Here is a 20,976-nt window from a genome sequence, read left to right on the forward strand (position 1 = left end):
TAAATGGACTAATGAATTTCTGGTAGATGTGGAGTGTTCAAGAAATGAAGAGAAGTATTTTGCTGGTGGAAGATGATGCGCTGATGCGGGAGTTTATCACGGACTATTTCAAGAAGGAACAATGGGAAGTCTATGAAGCGGAGAACGGACGGCAGGCGCTGGAGATTTTTGCACGGTCGATGGTTGATCTGGTGGTACTCGATATTATGATGCCGGAAATGGATGGCTGGTCGGTGTGCAGACGTATTCGCCAGAAATCGGATGTCCCGATCATTATCATCACGGCGAGAACAGAGGATGATGATCAACTGATGGGCTTTGAGCTTGGGGCGGATGAATATGTGACAAAGCCGTTCAGCCCGAAGGTACTGGTGGCTCGCGCCACGGCTTTGATGAAGCGAACAGAGGGGACGATTGGCCGGGAAGGCGACACGTTGATTTACGGAGAATTGTCGGTGAATCAGAAAGCCCATACGGTAACGGTAAGCGGTGAACTGCTGAGCCTGTCGCCCAAAGAATACGATCTGCTGCTGGTGATGATCAAAAATTATGGTATCGTCCTGTCCCGGGATCATATTCTGAATGCGGTGTGGGGCTTGGATTACTTTGGCGATCATCGGGCCGTGGATACCCATATCAAAAAGCTGCGGGCCAAGCTGGGGAGTGAAGGCTCCTTAATACGAACGGTCATCCGTTCAGGCTATAAATTCGAGCTGGAGCCATGAAGAAGAACGGGGTAGTTCTGAAGCTGTTTGTTGTGACCTCCGTGATGATTGTGATTGTTTTTTCTATTGCCATGCTGGTGGAAGGGCTGTTCTTTGAGCGCTTTTACCGCACGACCAAGATCAGCAAGCTGGAACAGAATGTGCAGGAGTTTGGCCGGCAGTATGCGGCAGTGCATTCGGGTGGGGATCAAGCCGCGCATCTCCTTGGTGACTTTATGAACCAGCATGATGTCAGTATCGCGATATTTAATCATCAGTTTGAGCGTATAAGTGTAGAGCCGTATTATATTCGGATAAAATCTCCTGCTAAAAGCATTACGATCCGTATCTCGTCAGATGGAACCATGCTGAATGACATTCCTGTCGGGCTCCACATCGGTGACCATCTGGTTGTCGACGGGTTGTATATGGATGAAAAAGATACGATTATGCAGCCTACTAAGCTGCAGCCGTCCGGTGCACAGCCGGAGGAAGGATTGTCCCGTGTCACGGGTACAATCACAGATTTGTTGCTGCCAGAGGACCGGTCATTTAACCCTTATTATCAAGACACGCTGATTCAGAACGCACTTGGCAATTGGATGAACAAGATGGAGACTGACAGAGATCGACTGACTAAAGGGCTTCCTGTTCAGATGGAATGGACCGACCAATGGAGCGGCATTGTGTACGCGGTGGTGGTTCTTTCCCTTCCTGAAACTGGGGAGGGAGGTCGTTATGTCTTTGCGATGACTTCGCTTCAGCCAGTCGGGGAAGCGGTTAGCATCCTGACACAATATTTTCTTTATTTGGCCCCGGTGATCCTGATTCTGGTGACGCTGCTATCATTGATCTATTCCAGGATCGTCTCGAATCCATTAGTGAAGCTCAGTAAGGCGGCTACGCGCATGGCAGAGCTGGATTTCAGCCAGCAGCCGTCCATTACTTCCAAAGACGAGTTCGGTGATCTGTCGCGAAGCATGAATACATTATCCCAGAACCTCGACGCAACCTTGAAACAACTCACTGAAGCCAACCAAGACCTACAGGAGGAAGTGGCCAAGAAGGAGCGCTCCGAGCAGCTGCGCAAGGAATTGATCGCCAATATCTCACATGAGCTGAAGACGCCGCTGGGGATTGTCAAAGGCTTCGCAGAGGGACTGCAAGACGATGTGGCGACTGATAAAAGAGAGCGTTATCTGCATCTGATTGTGAATGAAACGGACCGGATGAACGCATTGATTATGGACATGCTGGAGCTGTCCAAATTTGAGGCCAAGGCTGTCCGCCTGCATCCCAAGGAGATTTATCTGGGGCGTCTTGTGCGAAATGTGGCCTCATCGTTTGCTCATCAGCTAGCAAGTAAGAATCTTCATATCGACGTCCTGGAGACAGAAGAATGGGCCGTGCAGGCGGACCCTAGACGTATGGAGCAGGTTGTTCTGAATCTGCTTAGCAATGCCGTCCGGTATGCCGAGGAGCATAGCACGATCCGAATTCAGATACAGCAGGCTTCACCGGGCATTATTATGACCCGCATCGACAATGTAGGTCCGTCTATCCCCGAGGGCGACTTAGAGCGGATTTGGGATCAGTTCTACCGGGCTGAACGTTCCCGGGACCGAAAGTTCGGAGGAACTGGACTGGGTCTTGCCATTGTGAAGAATATTCTGGACCTGCATGGAAGCCGGTACGGTGCTGAGAACACGAAGCAGGGCGTGACCTTTTACTTTACGCTGGAACAAGCAGAGCCAATGATTATACCGGAAGAAAGCTGAGGAGTATCACATGAATAAAATGACATCCATGAATATGCTAGCGGTACTTGCAGCTACTCTGCTGCTTAGTGCTTGCGGAGCAAAACCGGAGCCCGCAGCCAATGGTGGTACGCCTTCCGCGTCACCAAGTGCTACGGCGCAGACTCAGGTCGACCCTACAGCAGTACCGACAGAACAAGCGTCAACCCCTGGCGGCAGCGGCGCAAAGGCAGAAGATGCAGAGCCTAACGGCGGCGCACAGACAGATCAACAAATACTGATTGTAATTGATCAGACACCCAAGCCGATCGAGGGAAACAGCTTTGATTTTGCCGTCAAACAGCGGCCTGAAGAGTATGCGCTGTCGCAGATCGAGTGGAAGTCAGATAAGAACGATATCGTAAATACACTGCAAGAAGCTGTGGAGCATGGTCAGAATGGAGGCGACGGCTTCTACATCAGTGGTGACGGCCAGTTTATGGGCTTCATTTATCCGGATGGCATGAAGAAGGAACAAGGCGAGGTGAAGTTCACCTTCAAGAACGATCAGGGCCAGGAACTGACGTGGACAAAGGCGATTACGCTAAAATAATCTGGAACGCTTGTCTAGCTATATAGAGATATAGGCTTAGAATGAAAGCCGCGCAAGCGATTCAGGCTGCCGAGAAAGTCTCGGCAGCCTTCTTTAAATTTCATGGATTTAAGACGATATCGAGTTAATATTATAAAAATTAGGTGTCGATTTACATAGTGTAGTCTGAAATTTAGCGTTTGCCTTAGATTTGTTTAGGTGCGAACAGAGTGGAGGGTAGGAGGATTCTGGAGAAACGATGTGTTCGCCTTTAAAGGCAGAGTTCAACCTGTAATTTTTTTTACAATCAGGAAATCTGACTTTAACAGCGATCGCAAGAACCTCCGAGCCCGCAGCGGCTTTACCCGCAAGCGCGCAAGTGTCTCAACCTCATTTTTTCAAAAAAGTTTTATAAATCCGCCTGATTAAGCAAACCCTATCCTGAAAGAAGCCTGCGCTCAAATTCTAACAGGAGCTGATAACCGTTATGGCGAAGAAGCAATGCTTATTCTGTGATGAGATCGTTCCACTGGAAACCAGTGGGGATTATGATAAATTTATCGACTGCCATTGTGCGCCGGGTGATTCCTACCGTTTGCTTCGCGGCAGCTATGAAACCGTTAATGCGTTGAGCCATCAGGACAAACGGCAGCTTTTTCCCATTCTGTCAGCCTATATCCGGGAACAGCTAGATAGGGGAAATCAGGTGGTGCTCACCGCGGGCGAACTGGAGTCCATCGCTAACTCACCGGATATTCCGGCCACCATAGAGGAAAAGGGCGCGCGTTTCCTGCAATATCTGTACAGACACTCAGAGGCGGCAGATGAAGCGGTAGTTATTCAGCCGCTGGCTAACAGCTATAATATAACTTATTCGCCGAATCTACAGGAATTGGTCTATATCATAGATAAACTCGCTGGCGATGAACTGCTTGTGCGCGAAGGGATGAGCTTCAGGCTGACGGATAAAGGCTGGGCAGAAGCTGCTGCAAGGGCCGGAGGCAGAAAGCTCAAGGCGTGCTGCGTGCTGTTATCGGCTGATCAGCATCTACTCGGAGAGTGGTCAGCCTATGTACTACCCCGAATTGAACAATGCGGGTATAGTCCCCAAGTATTCAATGCTGCGGACCCAGACCGCCAAGCAAGTTATACCCTAGACACCCTCGCTGCAAGTAAGCTGCTAATTGCGGATGTGACAACTCAAGCACCAGAGGTCTATTTTGGAGCAGGATATGCTCTTGGACAGGACATACCTGTTCTCTGGACGATGAAGAGTGTTCATCAGGAGCATGAACCTATTTTGCCAAGTGAGATACGTCCATTGCTCTGGGATACAGCAGAGGAACTGGCAGCCATCCTGCTGCAGCGATTGAGCCACTAAGTGTTCCCGCATCTTCCCCTAATTGCTAGTTCTAAGGTTTCTACAAAACCAACGACTCACGGACACTCCAGCAGATCCCAACAGGTTCGGGACTGCGTCTGTCCCTAGTCGAGCTACATGGCGGACTGCTGGAGTATGCACATATGATCTGGCACCTTGTATTGAAGTAGCCTCTTCTTAATCAATCAGCCTCCTCTTATCTGGTTAAACACCCGAATAAGCCATAAACCCGCCGTCGACAGGAACCGTAATTCCTGTAATGAAGCCCGAGGTCTCTTCATCGGCGAGCCAGAGGAGTGTGCCGAGCAGGTCCTCCGGTTGGCCGAAGCGGCGCATTGGGGTGTGGGCAATAATTTTCTGAGAGCGCTCTGTTAGTTCCCCGTCTTCTCGGATGAGCAGTTTCTCATTTTGTTTGGTCAGAAAAAAGCCCGGGGCGATGGCGTTCACGCGGATACCCGCGTCTGCCAGGTGAACAGCTAGCCAACTCGTGAAATTGTTGATGCCCGCCTTGGCGGCGCTATATGCCGGTACTTTGGTCAAGGAGGATTCGGCGCTCATCGAAGAGATGTTGATGACAGCAGCACCCTGACGTCCAAGCATCTGAGCGGCAAAAATCTGGGTAGGAATCAAGGTGCCAATCAGATTGAGATCGAGTACTTGCCGAAAGCCCGGAACGCTGAGATCGAAGAACGAATGAACGTCAGGATTGTCTAGATCCCCCGGCTCATAACTTTCTTTCGTAGTATTGGCTGAAGCATCATTGCCACCGGCACCATTGATCAGCAGATCGCAAGGACCCCAGTGTTGCTGCACCTCACTAGCGGCACTTGCTACGCTGTTCTTGTCCGTTACATCACAGGCAATTGCACAAGCCTGCCCGCCTGCATCCTCAATCTCGGCCTGCAAAGCCTTGCCTTTCTCCAAAGTACGGTTAAGAATAGCCACTTTCGTGCCTTGGCGTGCCAGTTCAAGCGCCATCGTACGACACAAGACGCCCGCCCCGCCTGTAATGACCACTACTTTTCCTGCCAGTGTAGGATGTATTGCCAGATTGCCCATAAGAATCGCTCCTTGTCATGTCATAAGATTTATAAATTATTTCGTACTGATCCGGTATGCGGAGGGAGAGACTCCCGTATTTTTCTTGAAGCTTTTGGAGAAGTGTGCCAACTCCATCCCGACCTGCTCGGCGACGCTGGAAATGCTGGAATCTGAATAGGAAAGGAGCCGCTTAGCATACTCCATCCGTTTGAGCTGAACATACTGCATGGGAGGGACTCCCACGAATTTTTTGAAATAGGGAATGAAGTAATTCGGATGCAAATGTACAATCTCGGCGAGATCTTCAACCTCCAGCGGCCAGTTCAGGCGTTCATCAATGAAATTGAGGACACTCGCCAGCTTACCCTGATCGCCGGTCATAATAAATTCTTTCATGAAGTCCTGATATCCGCCAGATTCGAGACAAAGGGCCAAGAGATTCATCAGCGAAGCCTGGGTACGCATTTTGGAGAAGAAATCATTCCGGTGGAAATTGGCAATCATCTCGGTAAAAATCTTCCGTACAGCATCCCGGTCCGGCGCATCGCTGATGTAAAGCTTACCTGCGGCATGGAACAGCGGCCATTCCCCGATGCGGGCATCAAAATGACAGTAATAGCGGGTGTATGGATTTTCACGGGAAGTATCCGTGGTCTGTGTTGTACCTGCCGGCATAATCATCAGTTGTCCAGGCTTCGGATAGTAGGTCATCCCGTTAAGCACGACCTTGCCCTCGCCCTTATCTATGTAATAGAACCGGCCAAAGGAGGGGGTCTCGTTGGTCCGGTTCCAGCCGGGATATTTGGTACTGACTTGGGCATAGGATACGTTCACGCTCAAATTCTCCAGCATACCGCTAGTAAGATTGGGAGGGGTATTCATCGTCATGACTCCTTGTGAAAGCGTTCTAAATCCATTATAGCGATTATTGTGGATTTATCTAATGTATCTTATTTATTTACAAAAGAATCTTAATTCCTGGCATGTTCACTTTCCGTCAGTCGTTATATCCTCAAGTCATACTTATGAACAGGGAAGTGATCCATTATGTCAACCGTACGTTATGGGATTATTGGAGTAGGGAATATGGGCCGGGCTCATGCAATCAATCTATTGAGTGAAATCAAAGGCGCGGAGCTAGCGGCAGTCTGTGATATCAGCCCGGAACGTCTGGAGTGGGCAGGAGAGCATTTGCCGGAAACGGTGAAGCATTATAGCACCCCAGCAGAACTGTTTGCTGCGAAGACTGTAGATGCTGTGCTCATTGCGACACCGCATTACGATCACCCGACATTGGCGATTGAGGCGCTGAACGCAGGATACCATACCTTGATTGAGAAGCCGGCAGGCGTGTACACCAAGGCTGTACAAGAAATGAATGCTACGGCTGCGGCTCATCCCGAGCTGAAATTCGGTATTATGTACAACCAGCGTACGAACCCGCTCTACCAGAAGCTGAGAGACCTGATCCAATCTGGTGAGCTTGGTGAGATCCGTCGTACCAACTGGATTATCACGGACTGGTATCGAACGCAGAGTTACTATAACTCCGGCGGCTGGCGGGCGACTTGGGGCGGGGAAGGCGGCGGCGTGCTGCTGAATCAGGACCCGCATCAGCTTGATTTGTGGCAATGGACGACCGGTATGATGCCGAAGCGTGTGCGTGCCTTCTGTCATTTCGGCAAGTACCGGAACATTGAGGTCGAAGATGATGTAACCGCTTATGTAGAGTATGAGAACGGGGCGACGGGCCTGTTCATTACGACAACAGGAGAAGCGCCGGGAACGAACCGTTTCGAGATCACAGGCGACAATGGGAAAATAGTGGTCGAGAACGGCAGCCTGACCTTTTGGCGGCTACGTACCCCTGAACACCAATTTAATGCTGAATTTGAAGAAGGCTTCGGCGCGCCGGAAAGCTGGAAATGTGAGATTCCGGTGGAGCCGGGCGGCGGTGATCAGCACAATGGCATTCTGCGGAATTTCACCCGTGCGATCCTGCACGATGAACCGCTGCTGGCTCCTGGAGAGGAAGGCATCCGCGGCCTGACGCTATCCAATGCAATGTATTTATCTTCTTGGACCGACAATTGGGTGGAGCTGCCGATTGATGCTGAGCTGTTCCATGCGAAGCTGACCGAGAAGATCGAGAGCTCTACTTTTCAAAAAGCAGCAGCCGGGAACAAGACACTTGATGTCAAAGGAACCCACTAATCTACTAACATTCAGGAGATGATTTATCTATGCAACATTCCAATATCGCATTGCAGATGTACACCTTAAGAGATTTCACTCAAACACCGGAAGAGCTCAGAGCAACTTTTCAGAAGGTGGCTGCTATCGGTTATACTGCTGTTCAAGTGTCTGGTATCGGCCCCATTGACCCGGTAAAAGTCAAGGAATACGCCGACGAGAGCGGCCTCAAGATCTGTGCGACCCATGTCTCTTGGGACCGGCTGGAGAATGATCTGGACGCTTTGGCCCGTGAGCATCAGCTGTGGGACTGTAAGTATATCGGTCTTGGCGGGTTGCCAGATCATTATCGTACCAGCCAGGAGGGTTACCGGACGTTTGCGCGGAAGGCTTCGGAGATTGCCCGTCGTCTGAAGGAGGAATACGGCCTGCAATTCATCTATCATAATCATGATTTTGAATTTGAACGGGTAGATGGTGTAACGGGAATGGAGATCCTCCTGAACGATTCCGCGCCGGACTTCGGCCTCGAGCTGGACTTGTACTGGGTGCAGGCGGGTGGCGGCGATCCTATCGAATGGACCCATAAGGTAAAGGGACGGATGGGCGTCGTTCACCTTAAGGATATGGCTATCGTGGAGAGAAGGCAGACCTTCGCCGAACTGGGTGAAGGAAACATGAACTATAAGGGAATTATTGAAGCCTGCCGTGAGACGGGTGTGGAATGGTATGTAGTCGAGCAGGATGCATGTCGTCGTGATCCGTTCGAGAGTGTAAGCATCAGTCTTAAGTATTTGCAGAGCTACCTTCAGGGAGGCTCCGAATGAATCGCAAAGACGGGATGAATTATGCCCCTCGCCACGAAGTTAAGCCAGTGGTGGGGGCAGGAGAATTCGTTATTGCAGCAATAGCACTGGACCACGGTCATATCTATGGGATGTGTAACGGTCTGATCGAAGCAGGGGCACAGCTGAAATGGGTGTATGATCCCGATCCGGCTAAAGTGAAGGTCTTCTTGGATACCTATCCAGGTGTAAAGGCTGCCCGATCAGCGGAAGAAATTCTGGAAGATACTGCGGTTCATCTCGTTGCCGCCGCTGCGATTCCTTCGGAGCGTGCAGCGCTCGGGATGAAGGTCATGGCGCATGGCAAGGACTACTTCACAGATAAGACACCGTTCACAACACTGGAACAACTGGCAGCTGCCCGGGTTCAGGCAGAACGGACCCAGCAGAAGTACATGGTCTACTTCAGCGAGCGACTGCACGTGGAAAGCGCAGTCTATGCCGGGCAACTGATACGCGAAGGACGCATTGGTCGGGTGCTACAAGTCATGGGAATGGGGCCGCATCGACTCAATGCGCCAAGCCGTCCGGAGTGGTTCTTCAAACGGCAGCAGTATGGGGGGATTCTCTGCGACATCGGCAGCCACCAAATTGAGCAGTTCCTGTATTATGCGGGCTGCCGCTCAGCCAAAGTGCTGCACAGCAAAGTAGCGAATTACAGTCATGCTGACTACCCTGAGCTAGAAGACTTCGGTGATGCAACGCTTGTCGGAGATAACGGTGCTACCCAGTATTTCCGTGTAGACTGGTTCACCCCGGAGGGGCTCGGCACTTGGGGCGATGGGCGAACGATGATCCTCGGGACGGAAGGATATATTGAATTGCGCAAATACACTGATCTGGGCCGCGTGAGCAGCGGGGATCACGTCTTCTGGGCTGATGCAGAGGGCGAGCATTACGAGCATGTCGCAGGCAAAGTCGGTTTTCCATTCTTCGGTGAGCTGATCCTGGATGTTCTGAACCGGACCGAGCTGGCCATGACTCAGGAGCATGCCTTCAAGGCAGCAGAGCTGTGTCTCACAGCCCAGGCTCAGGCAGTCAATCTGACGCCGGACCAATTACGTTAGCGCAGGGAGCGCGGAAGGACGAGCGAACCATGCAAAATAAGAAAAAGCTTGGCGCAGCAATTATTGGCTGCGGTGCAATTTTCCCGCTGCACGCCCAGGCACTGGCTGGGCTTCAGGGTGTGGATCTGCTTGCTGTTGTGGACAGTGATCCCTCCAAGGCTGAACAGGCAGGTCGGGAATACGGCTGTATGTCTACCACTGATTATCGAACCATCATCGACAGAGACGATATTGATGTAGTTCATTTATGTACTCCGCACCACTTGCATGCGGACATGGCTGTAGAACTGCTGGAGGCTGGCAAGCATGTCCTGACCGAAAAGCCGCTGGCTGATAGTCTGGACGCTGCTCATCGCATGCTGGAGGCAGCCGCCATCAGTAAAGGGCAGCTGGGCGTAGTGTTCCAGAACCGCTACAATGACCCATCGGTTCGCATCAAGCAAATCATCGAATCCGGCGAACTGGGACGGCTGCTCTGCCTGAAAGGCATCGTCACCTGGCACCGGGATGAAGCCTATTACCAATCCAGCAGCTGGAGAGGCCGCTGGGCCACAGAGGGCGGAGGGGTCCTTATGAATCAGACCATTCATACCCTGGATCTTCTGCAATGGTTCGGGGGAGAAGTTCGCTCGGTACGCGGAAGCGTGACAACAGATGTTCTGGACGGCGTAATTGAGGTTGAAGACACCGCACATGCGTGCATTGATTTCAGTAATGAAGCCAGAGGACTTTTCTATGGTACGAATGCTTATCTGGTTAATTCACCAGTAGAGCTGGAAGTGGTGTTCGAGCAAGGGACACTCCTACAGCGCAGAGATTGCCTGTATCTCTGGAAGGACGATCAGGAGATACTCTTATGCGAACCTGCCACCAAATCCGCGGGAGTCAAATCCTACTGGGGAACTGGACATTTTCGATTGATTGAGGATTTTTATAGCCATATCCGTGAGAATCGAAAATTCTGGATTGACGGTGCAGAGGGCTTCAAGGCGATGAAGCTGGCAAAGGATATTTATAGCTCATCTAACGCCAGAGCATAAAATGATGCTTAATTTCATACCAGATGAACACGCACGAAGCAGGCCGCGATATTTGCGGCCTGCTTCATTGTATAAGCCCAGTAACCGAAACCTCTTTCCCGGAATAGAATAACAAATGGAGAATCAGTAGTTCACATTCATTAAAGAGGCGGGAGGATTACTATGGCTTCCCCTGGGAGGAACAAAAAAACAACGGTTTCATCTAGCAGATCGAAGAATGGAGTCAGCGCGGAGCGTTCCATTCAGGCACTCCTTAATGGTGGAAAGAACTTGGAGATCATTGTTGCAGCCTTACTCTTAACCGGGAAGCTGAATGTCGATTCGGTAACTATATTCAAGCAAGCTACGCTGCTTGTCGGGCTGACTGGTAAATATAAAACGCTGATTAAGAACACCAATGTGGATAATATGGTAAAGTTTCTTAACGACAATGGAGATATGACGATCGACGAGGTACTTCAGGCTTTTACACAGAAGAGCCAAAAGGGCTGAAGAGATCAAGACGATGACGAGCTAATTACAAGCAAAGGAGCAGGTGAATAATGGGCGAAACTGTGGGTCCGGATTTTGGGATGTGGGTTATTTTTTTCATATTGTTTGGACTATTTTTCTTTGGCTCCACCGACATCGAGAATCTTTCTAGTCAACCGACAGAGGCCTAGTCTATGTAAGGCGTCCAGCATGTAGCTTGATCCATATTGACCTCAGCAGGCAAATGTGTCTTAAATATAGACATGAGATGGAAGAACCCTTATAAATGCTGGATTGATAAGGGTTCTTCCATCTTTCATACATGAAAAGATCACCAAAAGATCACATTTCTTGCTCAGACTTCAGTTAATATCTTCCCGAAGTGTGTTCTGGTGTTCTGCTTGACATTTGCTTTCATATGCTTCGTGACGTGCGTATAGATCTCCATAGTAGTCTTTGCATCTTTGTGACCCACCCTCTGCATGATAACCGGTAGCGGAACTCCAGCCTCTGTAAGCATGCTTATATGAGTGTGTCGCCAGATATGAGGAGTGGCTTCTTTTTTATGCTTGTTTCTTTGATAATTCTTATGCATACGTTGTTCTAACTTTCTCAATGTAAAAGGTGGGTCATCAGGATCAGCAAGGATGAATTGGCCTTCATAATAATCATCGTAATGTAACTTGTAGCTATCATGTATGTTCTTCTAACATTCTAATGATAATTTCATCGAAATCAAAGATTATAACCGATGTATCGCTTTAGGGTGGAGTTAGTTCCCATACATATCGATTGTTAGTTAGGTGGTAGATTGTTTTATGTATATCGCAAATATATTTTAAAGAATTAGTAATAGACCGGAAACCCGTCTTTTGTTATATTATGGTGAAAAAGGAATAAGAATAATGGAGAGAATTAAAGGGGGAAATCTATAAGTATTTTATAAAAAAGACATTGAAAACGATACTGAAGAAATAAGGCTTCCCAGGTTGTTGTTTGGAATCACCATTATCTGGATTGTTAGTAGTATTATCTTTCTCTTTACTTATCATACACATGGTGAATTTGGTGATATGTTTGGTTCAATTAACACCCTTTTCTCAGGATTAGCATTTGGAGGGATTATTTATACAATCTATCAACAGCGTGCTGAGTTTAAGTTACAAAGAGAGGAATTAAAACTCCAAAGAGAAGAAGTAGCAAAAACTAATCAAGAAATGCAAGCGTAAGTATATTCAATAAATATTCAAAGGTTTGAGAATACGTTTTTTAGCATGTTGTCATTGTATGACCAGCTCATACAAACTTTAAGCTATTCTAACTCGTATAGTAGAGATGCTTTAAAAAGCATATATTCTAATTATATTACGTCTCGGGAAAATGACTTGGCCACTAATGCACAATCCATCTTTGTTAGAATATAGAAGTTTTTCTTTAGATCACGTTCTTAATCAACTCTGTGAAATTGTGAAACTAGTAGAAACCAACGAACTCCTAACAAATATTGAAAGAGAGAAATACTTAGATATAATTAGAGCTCAATTAACTGGCTATTTATATTAATTCAATCAAAAGCCGAAGATCAAATTCATCATAATTTAAAATCAGCATGGTTTAACTGGGAAAATGAGTTTTCTGAAGGGGATAATGATCGGATCTAGGCCGATTATTGACTGTACATTGGAAGTTCAATAGGATTTAAATATGTTATATTTGTATTTGTAATGTGGAAATAAGAGGAGAGTGACACTCACGGCTATGCCGTTAAGTTTATAGCGGATGTGAGGTTACCTTCGTTAAATATGCAAAGTTATAGTTGAATGAATAATTAAGGATTTGCTAATATAATAGCAGAATAAAAAATGTGAGGCGTGTTTATGGAAAAGTTAAAGGACGTTCATGTACGTGAAGTTTTATTGAACGAGTTACATAAAACTTTCGTTGAAAGCACAGACACCAGGATTATTAATGAACTAGGAATTGACTTTGGCCAATCTAGAATCGATGTAGCTGTCGTTAATGGGATTTTGCACGGATACGAGATTAAGAGCGAAAGCGACAATTTGAATCGATTACCAAATCAAATGCTTTATTATAATAAATTGTTTGAACGTATGACTATAGTGGTGGATCAAAAGCACTTTGAACATGTAGTCGGAATTGTTCCAAGGTGGTGGGGAATCACAGTTGTTAAATCTGTAAAAGGGAAGATATCTTTTAGCACAAAGCGAAAGGGACGTCGTAAAACGTCCCAAGATAAAGAAACCCTACTAAAATTACTTTGGAAAGACGAGTTGGAAAATCTTATTGATTTTTTGGGTTATCCGAAACAAATGAAAAAAATAAAGAAATCAGAATTACTTGAAATTTTTAATGCTGAAACCAAGTTAGAGGTTATTAGACCATTTGTGTATAATGCCCTCAAAAATCGTCAATTTTGGCGTAGCTGAGTACTAGTCAATTGAATGTGATGATTGACGCCATATTCAATTGGCTTGGAATGATCACTCATATGAAGTTTTCTTTCTGAACATCTATAAATTGCATTGTCACCTGCAGAGAATGTTTCACCAGCATAAACATCGCTGTCAACAATTTCTTTACAAATACTATGAAAATTATCGATTCCATTATCTTTAATAAGAGAAGATTTACCGATCATATAAGAATCCTCAGAAGTATAAAAAATTTTAATATACGTATTGTAATAGTCGATTCTTGCTTCGCGGTCGGGTTCGGCATTTACTCTAACCGTATAGTCTGAGAAGTGTAGATTTTGGAAAGTGTTACTTAAAGAATTAAATACTCTCAAATCATCTCTTGCAGCTGCAAATCCGAAAGTCATAGGTCCAACAACACTAGCATCTTCTGGACAATTGGTTAAAGACAAAACGAGTTCGCAACCATCAACTCTTGAAAAGGTATTTATAGCATTCAAAATTCTCTCTTCAGATGTTGGCACATTATAAAAGTCGAGAATAATATAGGTTCTTGGAGAAAATTCATTGAACCGTTCTAAAATGTTTTGATTAACCGTTTGAAGCATAATTTCATCTAATGTGCTGGAAAAATCATGGCACCTTACTCTGATAGCTAAACTATCTTTCCTTAAAGCTACTACTGAATTAATGTACCAATTCGGAGAATCAAAATGTACACAAGGAATGAAATTGAGGCCTGCATCATTCATTTTTTGAGAACAGTGAGTAACCAAATTATTACCGTTCTCATCTGTGAGATTCTCGTTAATTTCCCCTAATCGATCAAAAGCAGATTTGTAGTCATAAATGAATGAATGTGTTGAAAATTTCCCGTACAAATAACTCCCTAATGTATTGAAGGTTGCCCACCAGGTACTTGCTCTGGGAGGAGTGATTTTTTTTGACTCTAAGATAGGCACGATTAAAGACTTTGTTTCATCAGACAAAGAACCATATGCATTCATTTCAGCTGTGGAGACTCTTAAAACTGGGAAATATGCACCCATTAAACCCCTTCTTTCTACATTTGATTACAATAATACTAGTCCTTTTGTCATATTTTAAGCAAGGAATATCGTTCGTCAACTTTCGACAAAGTTAGAGTGATGATTAATTTAGTGAGTAAAGTAGACAATTAGAGGGAAATTGAGGCGTGTCATACTCATTATCGCTTGGTGATTTTGACTCTGATTTCAGCAACCCTTTAAAATGTTCTTGTTCTCCTCTGTAACTTGGGAGGAAAAGATTTTAAGCAAAGCGCGCAGCGAAATTGCTGCGGACGCCATCCTTTATACCTGATGCTTTTGCAAGATTGAATCGAATACATATTCCGAGGTCGCTCATTATTGGGTGGCTTTTTTATTATGCAGAAAGGGTTATTCCTGTGGAAATAGCAGCTGAGCTTAATGAACTTAAAATGACCTGTGAAGAGGTTGCCGCATCTTTGGCAAAACCCTATAGGCTCAGCAAGAAGGGACACCGATTGCTCGCTTATCTGCTGGATGACAGCAAGAGCGAGAATATCGGCCATATCTGCAAGGCTCTTAATACCATGCCCCGAACACTGATCGGTAAGACGAAGCCTGGACTTGTGAGAAAGATCGACACTGTTGGTGCTGAAGCTTGGGAACGGGATATGGAAGCTGCGCTTCAATCCAGCTCAGATGTCTAAGTGTGAAGTGAGTCAGTGGATACAGATGTTTTCAAGAGAGGAGGATGTTCGTGGTGAATAAGAAAAACAGAGCCCGGACTCCACTTAGGAACCCGCCTCAACAGCCGCAGAAGTGTAAAGGCTGTATTTGGGGCCGATGGAAGCAGTCAGAACAGTTTTGTTCCAGGGTGAGATCTCAGAAGGGGAAACATTCCTAATTGTCTAAGGGAGGTTGCGAGAAGAGTGAGAAAAAGCAAAGGTGAGAATTATAACTTTATAGTCAAAGGATGTTTTCCCTATGACTGTAGAACAGGAATTGGGGAATAAAGTTAATTAATGGTAAAGCAACAACAAAAAATGTTAAAAACATTCAACTATCTCCTTCTGAAGATAAGACAAATGCGCTAATATGGCACGAGGAGTAAGAACAGCACCTTCGGGTGCTTTTTCATGTCTATAAATGACCTTCTGTGAGTCGATTTCAGCGTCTATGATTTAGGATGTCCGTTTGATAAGGGCAAGACGATGCAAGCCATACAGCGTGTGAACGAGTTTGAGCCTTGCCCTACAGCAAAACCGACATAACATTAGAAGGTCTAGAATTTCAAATGTATGTTAGGGCTCAAATTAGCATTTTTCTATGAGACGACTTCATCAATTAGAGCGATCATGATCGTAAAAGTAACGCACTTTTTGTATATTATTTTATTGTTGCTAATCATAGGAATCATTGAAAGAGAGATTATTACGGCAACAATTGAGAAAAAAATAGTAAGTACATCCTTGTTTATGGAACTTACACTGAACATTCCTACTATTAACGATATAGCCATAGCTGTTATTGCAATTGAATTAGCTATTGCAGGAGGACTAGCTAGTTGGCTCTGATATCGAATTTTTGTATATTTTAGATCTTCCTCGGTTATCCGTTCTAGGCTTTTGAGGCGAAGTAATTCGTTTTTTGCATCTTCAATATCATCTGGGGAAATCACTTTTAAGGATCTTAAATTTTCTTCTATTCTATAAATTCTATTGTATGACATAAATATTAGCCCCCTATTCACGTATAAGGTATATCGGTTATTTGGAGCAAAAAGTTTACAATTTCACGTTGGGGGTGGTGATAATGTAATGGCCAGAGCAAGAGACCGAACCGTGACCAAGCACATTCAGATATGGCTTAAACATAGCGGAAATATAACAAATCGGCAGATCGTTGAGCAACTGGGCATCGACGAAAAAAGGTCACCGGCTGGAAGCAGCATGATCAATGGAATGTGAAGAATATTGGGAAATTCTTCGTTCACCGCTGACGATCTATAGCCGGGTGACACGCAATGAGGTCATATTCCGTGGCATGAACAATATGCGGGACCGTGAGAAGGTCAAATCCATCAACTTCGTTCACGGAAAACTCGTATGGATCTATTTTGTGATAAAATAACGAATTTTCAAAAAAAAGTTAATTGGGATGATCGGTGCTGTACCCTGCCAGTAATGGTAGGGGATTTCTTTGTGTTAAGGAAAATTTTCCTTGTCAGTGATATTAAGATGTTTTACATAATGTCCCAAATTATTTATATTTTTATATAGTATTATTAAATATTATATTGAGGTGTAAGCATGCGGGGGAAATTATTAAAGTATTATAAAGAAGATGTGAGCGTTGAAGCTTTGGTTAATTCGCATATAAAGAAAAATTACCTATTTCTTATTCTCTCTTTTTGGTTAGTGATTATCTCACTCGTGTCCACACTCATCACCTATTCGATATTGATTTTTTTAAAAGTACCACTACCATTAATTATATCCGTTATTATTTTAATTTCTTCATTAGTTCCTTTGATAATTTCGCTTAACATGTATTTAATAAGAGCAAGGGCTGTTGTGAGGATTGATTTAGGGCTCCCACTAAAAGAAAAAGAGGCCTTTGGCGCACTGAAGATTTTAATAACCTTCAACGGAAAATGATATTTGATTTTATTATAAAACATAAATTAAACAAGAGATGGAAGATAGAAAGGATAATTTCATCTCTAATCAAGGACAAAGAATCTTTAATAGTTCCCCCACTAATTGCGCCTACTGTTTTTGTATCATTGATGATACCAATAATAAATCAGTTATTGACTTTTTTATTATCAAATTATAAAGATGATGCGGTTACTATTTTCATATATGCAGTTCTTTTCACTATAACAGTAACTATCATAGCAAATGTATATAAAAAACAATTTAGGAGTATTAGAGAGGATTTATTTAAGAACTATTACCACCATAGAGATCTAATTGATATACTTGAAGAAGTTTTGCTCTCACTTGAGGAGTGATTTCTTGAATACTACATATAAAATCCTACAAACTTCCGAACAGCGGCTCTATCGCAATCAAAGCTATTTGTATGGTTCCGCCAGGAGCCAGACCCCATAGGCACCTAATGGACTATGGTGGCATTGTCGAAGCCTATTCCCCAGAGAGTGTTAAGATTGTTGGAAGCCGGTACTTCAGGGATCGATTCGAATTCAGAGCAGAGATAAAACAACCCCACCAACCTTAAGTGGTCGGAGAGGTTGTTTGCGTTTATTTAGTTGTGTATTCACTTACTTCAAAAGTGAGAATCTTGTCGTGAATATCATAATCAGTACGTTTGCTAAATGGTCCCTTGTTATTATCATTCTTATTGATTCCGTATCGAACAGTCCGGAAGAAGTATCGTACCATTTAAGGAATGCATTCACTTCTGACATAGGCAGATCAAATTCTTTTTGAGTACCTGCAGTCAATGTAATCGTTATAATAGCTCGATCTCCAGAAGGTATTTCAGGGGATGGGCTAGGTTTAGTCGTAGGTTCTGGAGTAGCTGTTGGTGAAAGTGTAGGAGTCACAGTTGGTTCTGGAGTTACTAAAACAGTGTTATACATTTCCAGAGCATTTAATGCTGTAAACGCACTTAAACCATTGTTTTTAATAATATTTAATCTAAATTTTTTATAGGCAGTTTCATTGGAGAATGAAAATACTTTATATGTTTTCTTTTCCTAATTCGTCACATTTATTTGAGAATCGAGTACTATCCATTTTTCACCATACCATGCTTCAAAAGTAAATTCTTTAGGTGATTCTTCTTTATAAACAACCGAATCGGCGCGGGCCAATAAAGCATATTGATTGACTACAACCGGGTGATTAAATTCATAAGCAACCCATCCAGAAGAAATACCCTGACTACTTGCCCATCCAACAACGGTCATATCTCCATTGAAAATTCTATATAGTTGATGTATAGCTTCACCGCCATTACTTATCCAAATACTACTAGCAGTTGCATGACCTGAAGGAGCGTTATTCGAGGTCATCACGGGAATGATATTGTTTGGAGCAGATGTTCCTTCAGCTGTAGTGTTGGATGAAAAACTAAAAATTAATAAAAACGAAAGAAGGACAGGTAGAAATATGTTTTTCATATGTTTTCTCCTTAAAATGTATTTGCAAGCCATAGGTTATCGCAAATATTTATACAAATATAAACATATATACCTATATACCTATATTTAAATAATGTGATTGTAAGTCATTTATTTCTTTCAAATCCCAACTGAAGAATATGTTATACCTTGATTATAGAACGTATTTTTGATTTTAATACAAACAAACGTTCTTATATCGGGGCGATCACATGAAAATGAGCATCTGCCAAACTATCGAAATCATACCTGGACAAAGTTGGAAAGATCACGCAATGAAAGTTAGAGGTTCGTGGTATTCGAGATGGTAGGATCCGTGCAACCTGTTTAACTACTGGCTTCCCACGTGTGTTCTTGTCAGCCAACATTCTGTCATGGCAGCTGTAGCGGAGAAGCACTATGCCTAGCGACACTGCCCGCAAGTTGTTGATGATCATGCGGCATTCTTCGGTTCATCATGGTTACATGTCTACACTTGGGATTTTGGAGACAAAGAGTGGAAGAACGCTGGATAAGATCCGTGCCGGGCTTCAGGAGTTGGTCGATCAGGAATACATCTTGTGGGCCCAGTAAGCCACCAGAGAGTGCAATGGTCATTGAGGGCTGGGAGCAGATCCAGAATCGGCCAGCAACAGTTTCATGGGGCATGGATGGAGGTCATATTGATTACTGGACTGATTATTAGGAAGGGCGGACATCATGGTACGTAAACTAGACAGCATATTTGAGTACAGCGGGATGACGCTGCCAGAGCACAAGCCGCGTATACTGCACGATGCCGACCAGGAGGCGCTACGCGCCAAGTCGGAATTAGATGAGCAAATAATACATTAGATTGAACGGGCCATCGCGTAATCAATAGAGGACCATGATCGGTTACAGTGATTATATATGGCCCGAAATATGTTTTGGAATTCGGAGAATCGTTATGACTTATGATGATCTAACCGGCGGATAAAACTGCGGACCGGGGAGAATAATTGGGATTGGATAAAAGTTGTGGGTAGAGTTGGAGTTGAATAAGAAAACCCCGAGATCTCGGGGTTATTTTTGCGGAAGAGCATACTTACCTGAAGCATTATATTTGTTAGTTTTGGTGTTCCAAGTAAATATCCCTACATTTGAGTTATTTATATCCCATCCACCACCGGGCGAATAGTTTTTCCATACTTGAATGATTTCGCCATTTTTACGGAATTCTACTCCGAGGTCTGCAATAAACTGTAGTTTTTGTACCAGGGTACCATACTCAAGTCGGTATACATAGACAAGAGTAGAGGGTGGGGTTTCTACTACAATAGCCACATGTTTTTCTTTAGAGGAAACAGGCAGCACTTTTATCTCTGAATCTTCTCCTTCGTATGCTACACCGGTATTTATTAGAACTAAAACTCCTTTAGAATTTAGGAAAAAGAGATTCCCTGAGTTCGTTAATATAACGGACTCATTCCTCTTATCATTGTTTAGGTCCATTGTTTTAAGTGAAAGTATCTTCTCGTTAGGATATTTCTTGGCTAAAATATCTTTTGGGTTTTGAGTGGAGGATTGAGCACTTGTTGGCATTATCAATGAATTCATTAATAAGAATAACACAAGCGCAGTTGTTAGTTTCTTCATATAAAACATCCCCTGTATTAAATTTTTGCACACACCTAGAAGAGTATCCTTTGGGTCCCGTCAGTGATTATTCTGGCGGGGGTTCTTCATCTTCTATGTATTCGAGCAATTCATCGGTGCTGACCTTTAAATGCTTACAGAACCTGTCCAGCGTCTCCATATCCACACGTTTGGACGTATCATGGTACAGCCCCGACACCGTGTTAATGGCAAGTCCCGTTTCTCTAGCTACCCCTCTGATGGACTTCCCCTGCTTCTCCATTATTTTCTTGACATGATTAACGATCACGGACAGGCCTCCTTCCCTAAAATTATACAGTAACAAATAAAATGTATCAACTAACTCATACATGTATCATTTTCCTGATACGACTACATACGATGTATTAGGATAATGATACAGTAGGTTGGTTATATGCTACCGGTGCATTTGAGGTTAGCCGAAATCTTTCATATAAATATGAAGGGAGCGCTCACGCTGGAGGAAGCGAAGGAGCTGCAGTACTGCTTGCGGAGAATGCTGGGTATTGCTGGGATTGCCTGATGATCGAGAATCAGTCCAGGCTGGCGAGTGCGACGAAAGATCATGAATGGCAGCTGGAGCTGCAGAGAAAGTTGGAGGTTCTGAGGTTGGCGGGAAGGGTGCCGAGGATTTAAATACTATAATAGTAATAAATACTTTGTCTATTTGATT

General features: G+C 44.5%; 27 protein-coding genes and 1 pseudogene. 20 read left to right on the forward strand and 8 right to left on the reverse strand.

What is annotated here, in order from left to right:
• The first annotated feature begins 44 nt into the window (after nucleotides 1-44).
• From ACFVRY_RS03830 to ACFVRY_RS03845, 4 genes are all read left to right on the forward strand, one after another.
• Complete coding sequence (locus tag ACFVRY_RS03830) at nucleotides 45-725, forward strand: response regulator transcription factor (protein ID WP_387497456.1); 681 nt, start codon at nucleotides 45-47, stop codon at nucleotides 723-725.
• A complete protein-coding gene (locus ACFVRY_RS03835; protein WP_387497458.1) occupies nucleotides 722-2,482 on the forward strand; it encodes a sensor histidine kinase in 1,761 nt (586 codons plus the stop codon). Before ACFVRY_RS03830 ends, ACFVRY_RS03835 begins: the two co-directional genes overlap by 4 nt.
• Nucleotides 2,483-2,492: 10 nt before the next feature.
• Nucleotides 2,493-3,053 carry a hypothetical protein gene (locus tag ACFVRY_RS03840; RefSeq protein WP_387497460.1) on the forward strand — a complete coding sequence of 187 codons (561 nt, stop codon included), beginning with the start codon at nucleotides 2,493-2,495 and terminating at the stop codon, nucleotides 3,051-3,053.
• 466 nt (nucleotides 3,054-3,519) lie between these two features.
• A complete protein-coding gene (locus ACFVRY_RS03845; RefSeq protein WP_387497462.1) occupies nucleotides 3,520-4,413 on the forward strand; it encodes a hypothetical protein in 894 nt (297 codons plus the stop codon).
• A 204-nt stretch (nucleotides 4,414-4,617) separates the two neighbouring features.
• Here the strand turns inward: ACFVRY_RS03845 and ACFVRY_RS03850 are convergent, their stop codons facing one another.
• Entirely contained in the window at nucleotides 4,618-5,472 is an 855-nt protein-coding gene (locus ACFVRY_RS03850) for an SDR family oxidoreductase (protein WP_387497464.1), read from the reverse strand.
• Between the two features lie 36 nt (nucleotides 5,473-5,508).
• Nucleotides 5,509-6,336 (reverse strand): AraC family transcriptional regulator, encoded by an 828-nt coding sequence (locus tag ACFVRY_RS03855; protein WP_066368615.1) that lies wholly within the window; start codon nucleotides 6,334-6,336, stop codon nucleotides 5,509-5,511.
• 165 nt (nucleotides 6,337-6,501) lie between these two features.
• Between ACFVRY_RS03855 and ACFVRY_RS03860 the strand changes: the two genes are divergently transcribed.
• From ACFVRY_RS03860 to ACFVRY_RS03880, 5 genes are all read left to right on the forward strand, one after another.
• Entirely contained in the window at nucleotides 6,502-7,668 is a 1,167-nt protein-coding gene (locus ACFVRY_RS03860; RefSeq protein WP_387497466.1) for a Gfo/Idh/MocA family protein, read from the forward strand.
• A 29-nt stretch (nucleotides 7,669-7,697) separates the two neighbouring features.
• Nucleotides 7,698-8,474, forward strand: coding sequence for a sugar phosphate isomerase/epimerase family protein (locus ACFVRY_RS03865; protein ID WP_387497468.1), 777 nt, complete (start codon nucleotides 7,698-7,700; stop codon nucleotides 8,472-8,474).
• On the forward strand, nucleotides 8,471-9,559 hold the full coding sequence (locus ACFVRY_RS03870; RefSeq protein ID WP_387497470.1) for a Gfo/Idh/MocA family protein: 1,089 nt from the start codon (nucleotides 8,471-8,473) through the stop codon (nucleotides 9,557-9,559). Before ACFVRY_RS03865 ends, ACFVRY_RS03870 begins: the two co-directional genes overlap by 4 nt.
• A gap of 29 nt (nucleotides 9,560-9,588) precedes the next feature.
• Entirely contained in the window at nucleotides 9,589-10,599 is a 1,011-nt protein-coding gene (locus ACFVRY_RS03875; RefSeq protein WP_387497472.1) for a Gfo/Idh/MocA family protein, read from the forward strand.
• A gap of 162 nt (nucleotides 10,600-10,761) precedes the next feature.
• Nucleotides 10,762-11,091, forward strand: coding sequence for a hypothetical protein (locus ACFVRY_RS03880; RefSeq protein ID WP_387497474.1), 330 nt, complete (start codon nucleotides 10,762-10,764; stop codon nucleotides 11,089-11,091).
• A gap of 334 nt (nucleotides 11,092-11,425) precedes the next feature.
• Here the strand turns inward: ACFVRY_RS03880 and ACFVRY_RS03885 are convergent, their stop codons facing one another.
• The gene (locus ACFVRY_RS03885; protein ID WP_387497757.1) at nucleotides 11,426-11,770 is read right to left on the reverse strand and encodes a tyrosine-type recombinase/integrase; all 345 of its coding nucleotides are present in this window, start codon (nucleotides 11,768-11,770) and stop codon (nucleotides 11,426-11,428) included.
• A gap of 289 nt (nucleotides 11,771-12,059) precedes the next feature.
• Here ACFVRY_RS03885 and ACFVRY_RS03890 point away from each other — a divergent pair, with 289 nt between their 5' ends.
• The 3 genes from ACFVRY_RS03890 (at nucleotide 12,060) to ACFVRY_RS03900 (ending at nucleotide 13,520) form a co-directional block, all read left to right on the forward strand.
• Nucleotides 12,060-12,299 carry a hypothetical protein gene (locus tag ACFVRY_RS03890; protein ID WP_387497476.1) on the forward strand — a complete coding sequence of 80 codons (240 nt, stop codon included), beginning with the start codon at nucleotides 12,060-12,062 and terminating at the stop codon, nucleotides 12,297-12,299.
• Between the two features lie 166 nt (nucleotides 12,300-12,465).
• Nucleotides 12,466-12,633 carry a putative phage abortive infection protein gene (locus ACFVRY_RS03895; RefSeq protein WP_387497759.1) on the forward strand — a complete coding sequence of 56 codons (168 nt, stop codon included), beginning with the start codon at nucleotides 12,466-12,468 and terminating at the stop codon, nucleotides 12,631-12,633.
• A gap of 314 nt (nucleotides 12,634-12,947) precedes the next feature.
• Nucleotides 12,948-13,520, forward strand: coding sequence for a sce7726 family protein (locus ACFVRY_RS03900; RefSeq protein WP_387497478.1), 573 nt, complete (start codon nucleotides 12,948-12,950; stop codon nucleotides 13,518-13,520).
• On the opposite strand, the gene ACFVRY_RS03905 is transcribed toward ACFVRY_RS03900, so the two are convergent.
• Entirely contained in the window at nucleotides 13,502-14,557 is a 1,056-nt protein-coding gene (locus ACFVRY_RS03905; RefSeq protein ID WP_387497480.1) for a beta family protein, read from the reverse strand. The genes ACFVRY_RS03900 and ACFVRY_RS03905 overlap by 19 nt on opposite strands.
• A 377-nt stretch (nucleotides 14,558-14,934) precedes the next feature.
• On the opposite strand from ACFVRY_RS03905, the gene ACFVRY_RS03910 reads away from it, so the two are divergent.
• A complete protein-coding gene (locus ACFVRY_RS03910) occupies nucleotides 14,935-15,222 on the forward strand; it encodes a hypothetical protein (RefSeq protein ID WP_387497482.1) in 288 nt (95 codons plus the stop codon).
• Nucleotides 15,223-15,839: 617 nt separating this feature from the next.
• Here the strand turns inward: ACFVRY_RS03910 and ACFVRY_RS03915 are convergent.
• Complete coding sequence (locus ACFVRY_RS03915) at nucleotides 15,840-16,244, reverse strand: hypothetical protein (protein ID WP_387497484.1); 405 nt, start codon at nucleotides 16,242-16,244, stop codon at nucleotides 15,840-15,842.
• Nucleotides 16,245-16,332: 88 nt separating this feature from the next.
• On the opposite strand from ACFVRY_RS03915, the gene ACFVRY_RS03920 reads away from it, so the two are divergent.
• The 4 genes from ACFVRY_RS03920 to ACFVRY_RS03935 all read left to right on the forward strand — a co-directional run bounded on the left by ACFVRY_RS03920 (nucleotide 16,333) and on the right by ACFVRY_RS03935 (nucleotide 17,531).
• On the forward strand, nucleotides 16,333-16,482 hold the full coding sequence (locus ACFVRY_RS03920; protein ID WP_387497486.1) for a hypothetical protein: 150 nt from the start codon (nucleotides 16,333-16,335) through the stop codon (nucleotides 16,480-16,482).
• Nucleotides 16,472-16,645 carry a hypothetical protein gene (locus tag ACFVRY_RS03925; protein ID WP_387497488.1) on the forward strand — a complete coding sequence of 58 codons (174 nt, stop codon included), beginning with the start codon at nucleotides 16,472-16,474 and terminating at the stop codon, nucleotides 16,643-16,645. The genes ACFVRY_RS03920 and ACFVRY_RS03925 overlap by 11 nt, the downstream gene beginning before the upstream one ends.
• Before the next feature lie 179 nt (nucleotides 16,646-16,824).
• Nucleotides 16,825-17,172: a hypothetical protein gene (locus ACFVRY_RS03930; RefSeq protein ID WP_387497490.1), complete on the forward strand. Its 348-nt coding sequence runs from the start codon at nucleotides 16,825-16,827 to the stop codon at nucleotides 17,170-17,172.
• On the forward strand, nucleotides 17,169-17,531 hold the full coding sequence (locus ACFVRY_RS03935) for a hypothetical protein (protein WP_387497492.1): 363 nt from the start codon (nucleotides 17,169-17,171) through the stop codon (nucleotides 17,529-17,531). Before ACFVRY_RS03930 ends, ACFVRY_RS03935 begins: the two co-directional genes overlap by 4 nt.
• A 708-nt stretch (nucleotides 17,532-18,239) precedes the next feature.
• On the opposite strand, the gene ACFVRY_RS03940 is transcribed toward ACFVRY_RS03935, so the two are convergent.
• Nucleotides 18,240-18,665 (reverse strand): hypothetical protein, encoded by a 426-nt coding sequence (locus ACFVRY_RS03940; RefSeq protein WP_387497494.1) that lies wholly within the window; start codon nucleotides 18,663-18,665, stop codon nucleotides 18,240-18,242.
• A 399-nt stretch (nucleotides 18,666-19,064) separates the two neighbouring features.
• On the opposite strand from ACFVRY_RS03940, the gene ACFVRY_RS03945 reads away from it, so the two are divergent.
• Complete coding sequence (locus tag ACFVRY_RS03945) at nucleotides 19,065-19,238, forward strand: hypothetical protein (RefSeq protein WP_387497496.1); 174 nt, start codon at nucleotides 19,065-19,067, stop codon at nucleotides 19,236-19,238.
• A gap of 126 nt (nucleotides 19,239-19,364) precedes the next feature.
• A complete protein-coding gene (locus ACFVRY_RS03950; RefSeq protein ID WP_387497498.1) occupies nucleotides 19,365-19,499 on the forward strand; it encodes a hypothetical protein in 135 nt (44 codons plus the stop codon).
• A 210-nt stretch (nucleotides 19,500-19,709) separates the two neighbouring features.
• Here the strand turns inward: ACFVRY_RS03950 and ACFVRY_RS03955 are convergent, their stop codons facing one another.
• Complete coding sequence (locus ACFVRY_RS03955; protein ID WP_387497500.1) at nucleotides 19,710-20,282, reverse strand: hypothetical protein; 573 nt, start codon at nucleotides 20,280-20,282, stop codon at nucleotides 19,710-19,712.
• A gap of 67 nt (nucleotides 20,283-20,349) precedes the next feature.
• Nucleotides 20,350-20,571 (reverse strand): helix-turn-helix domain-containing protein, encoded by a 222-nt coding sequence (locus tag ACFVRY_RS03960; RefSeq protein ID WP_387497502.1) that lies wholly within the window; start codon nucleotides 20,569-20,571, stop codon nucleotides 20,350-20,352.
• A 171-nt stretch (nucleotides 20,572-20,742) separates the two neighbouring features.
• Between ACFVRY_RS03960 and ACFVRY_RS29385 the strand changes: the two are divergent.
• Nucleotides 20,743-20,939: pseudogene (locus ACFVRY_RS29385) on the forward strand (DUF7667 family protein).
• The last annotated feature ends 37 nt before the right edge of the window (nucleotides 20,940-20,976 follow it).

The sequence above is a fragment of the Paenibacillus sp. NPDC057934 genome (assembly GCF_042887565.1).
GTDB lineage: Bacteria > Bacillota > Bacilli > Paenibacillales > Paenibacillaceae > Paenibacillus_AQ.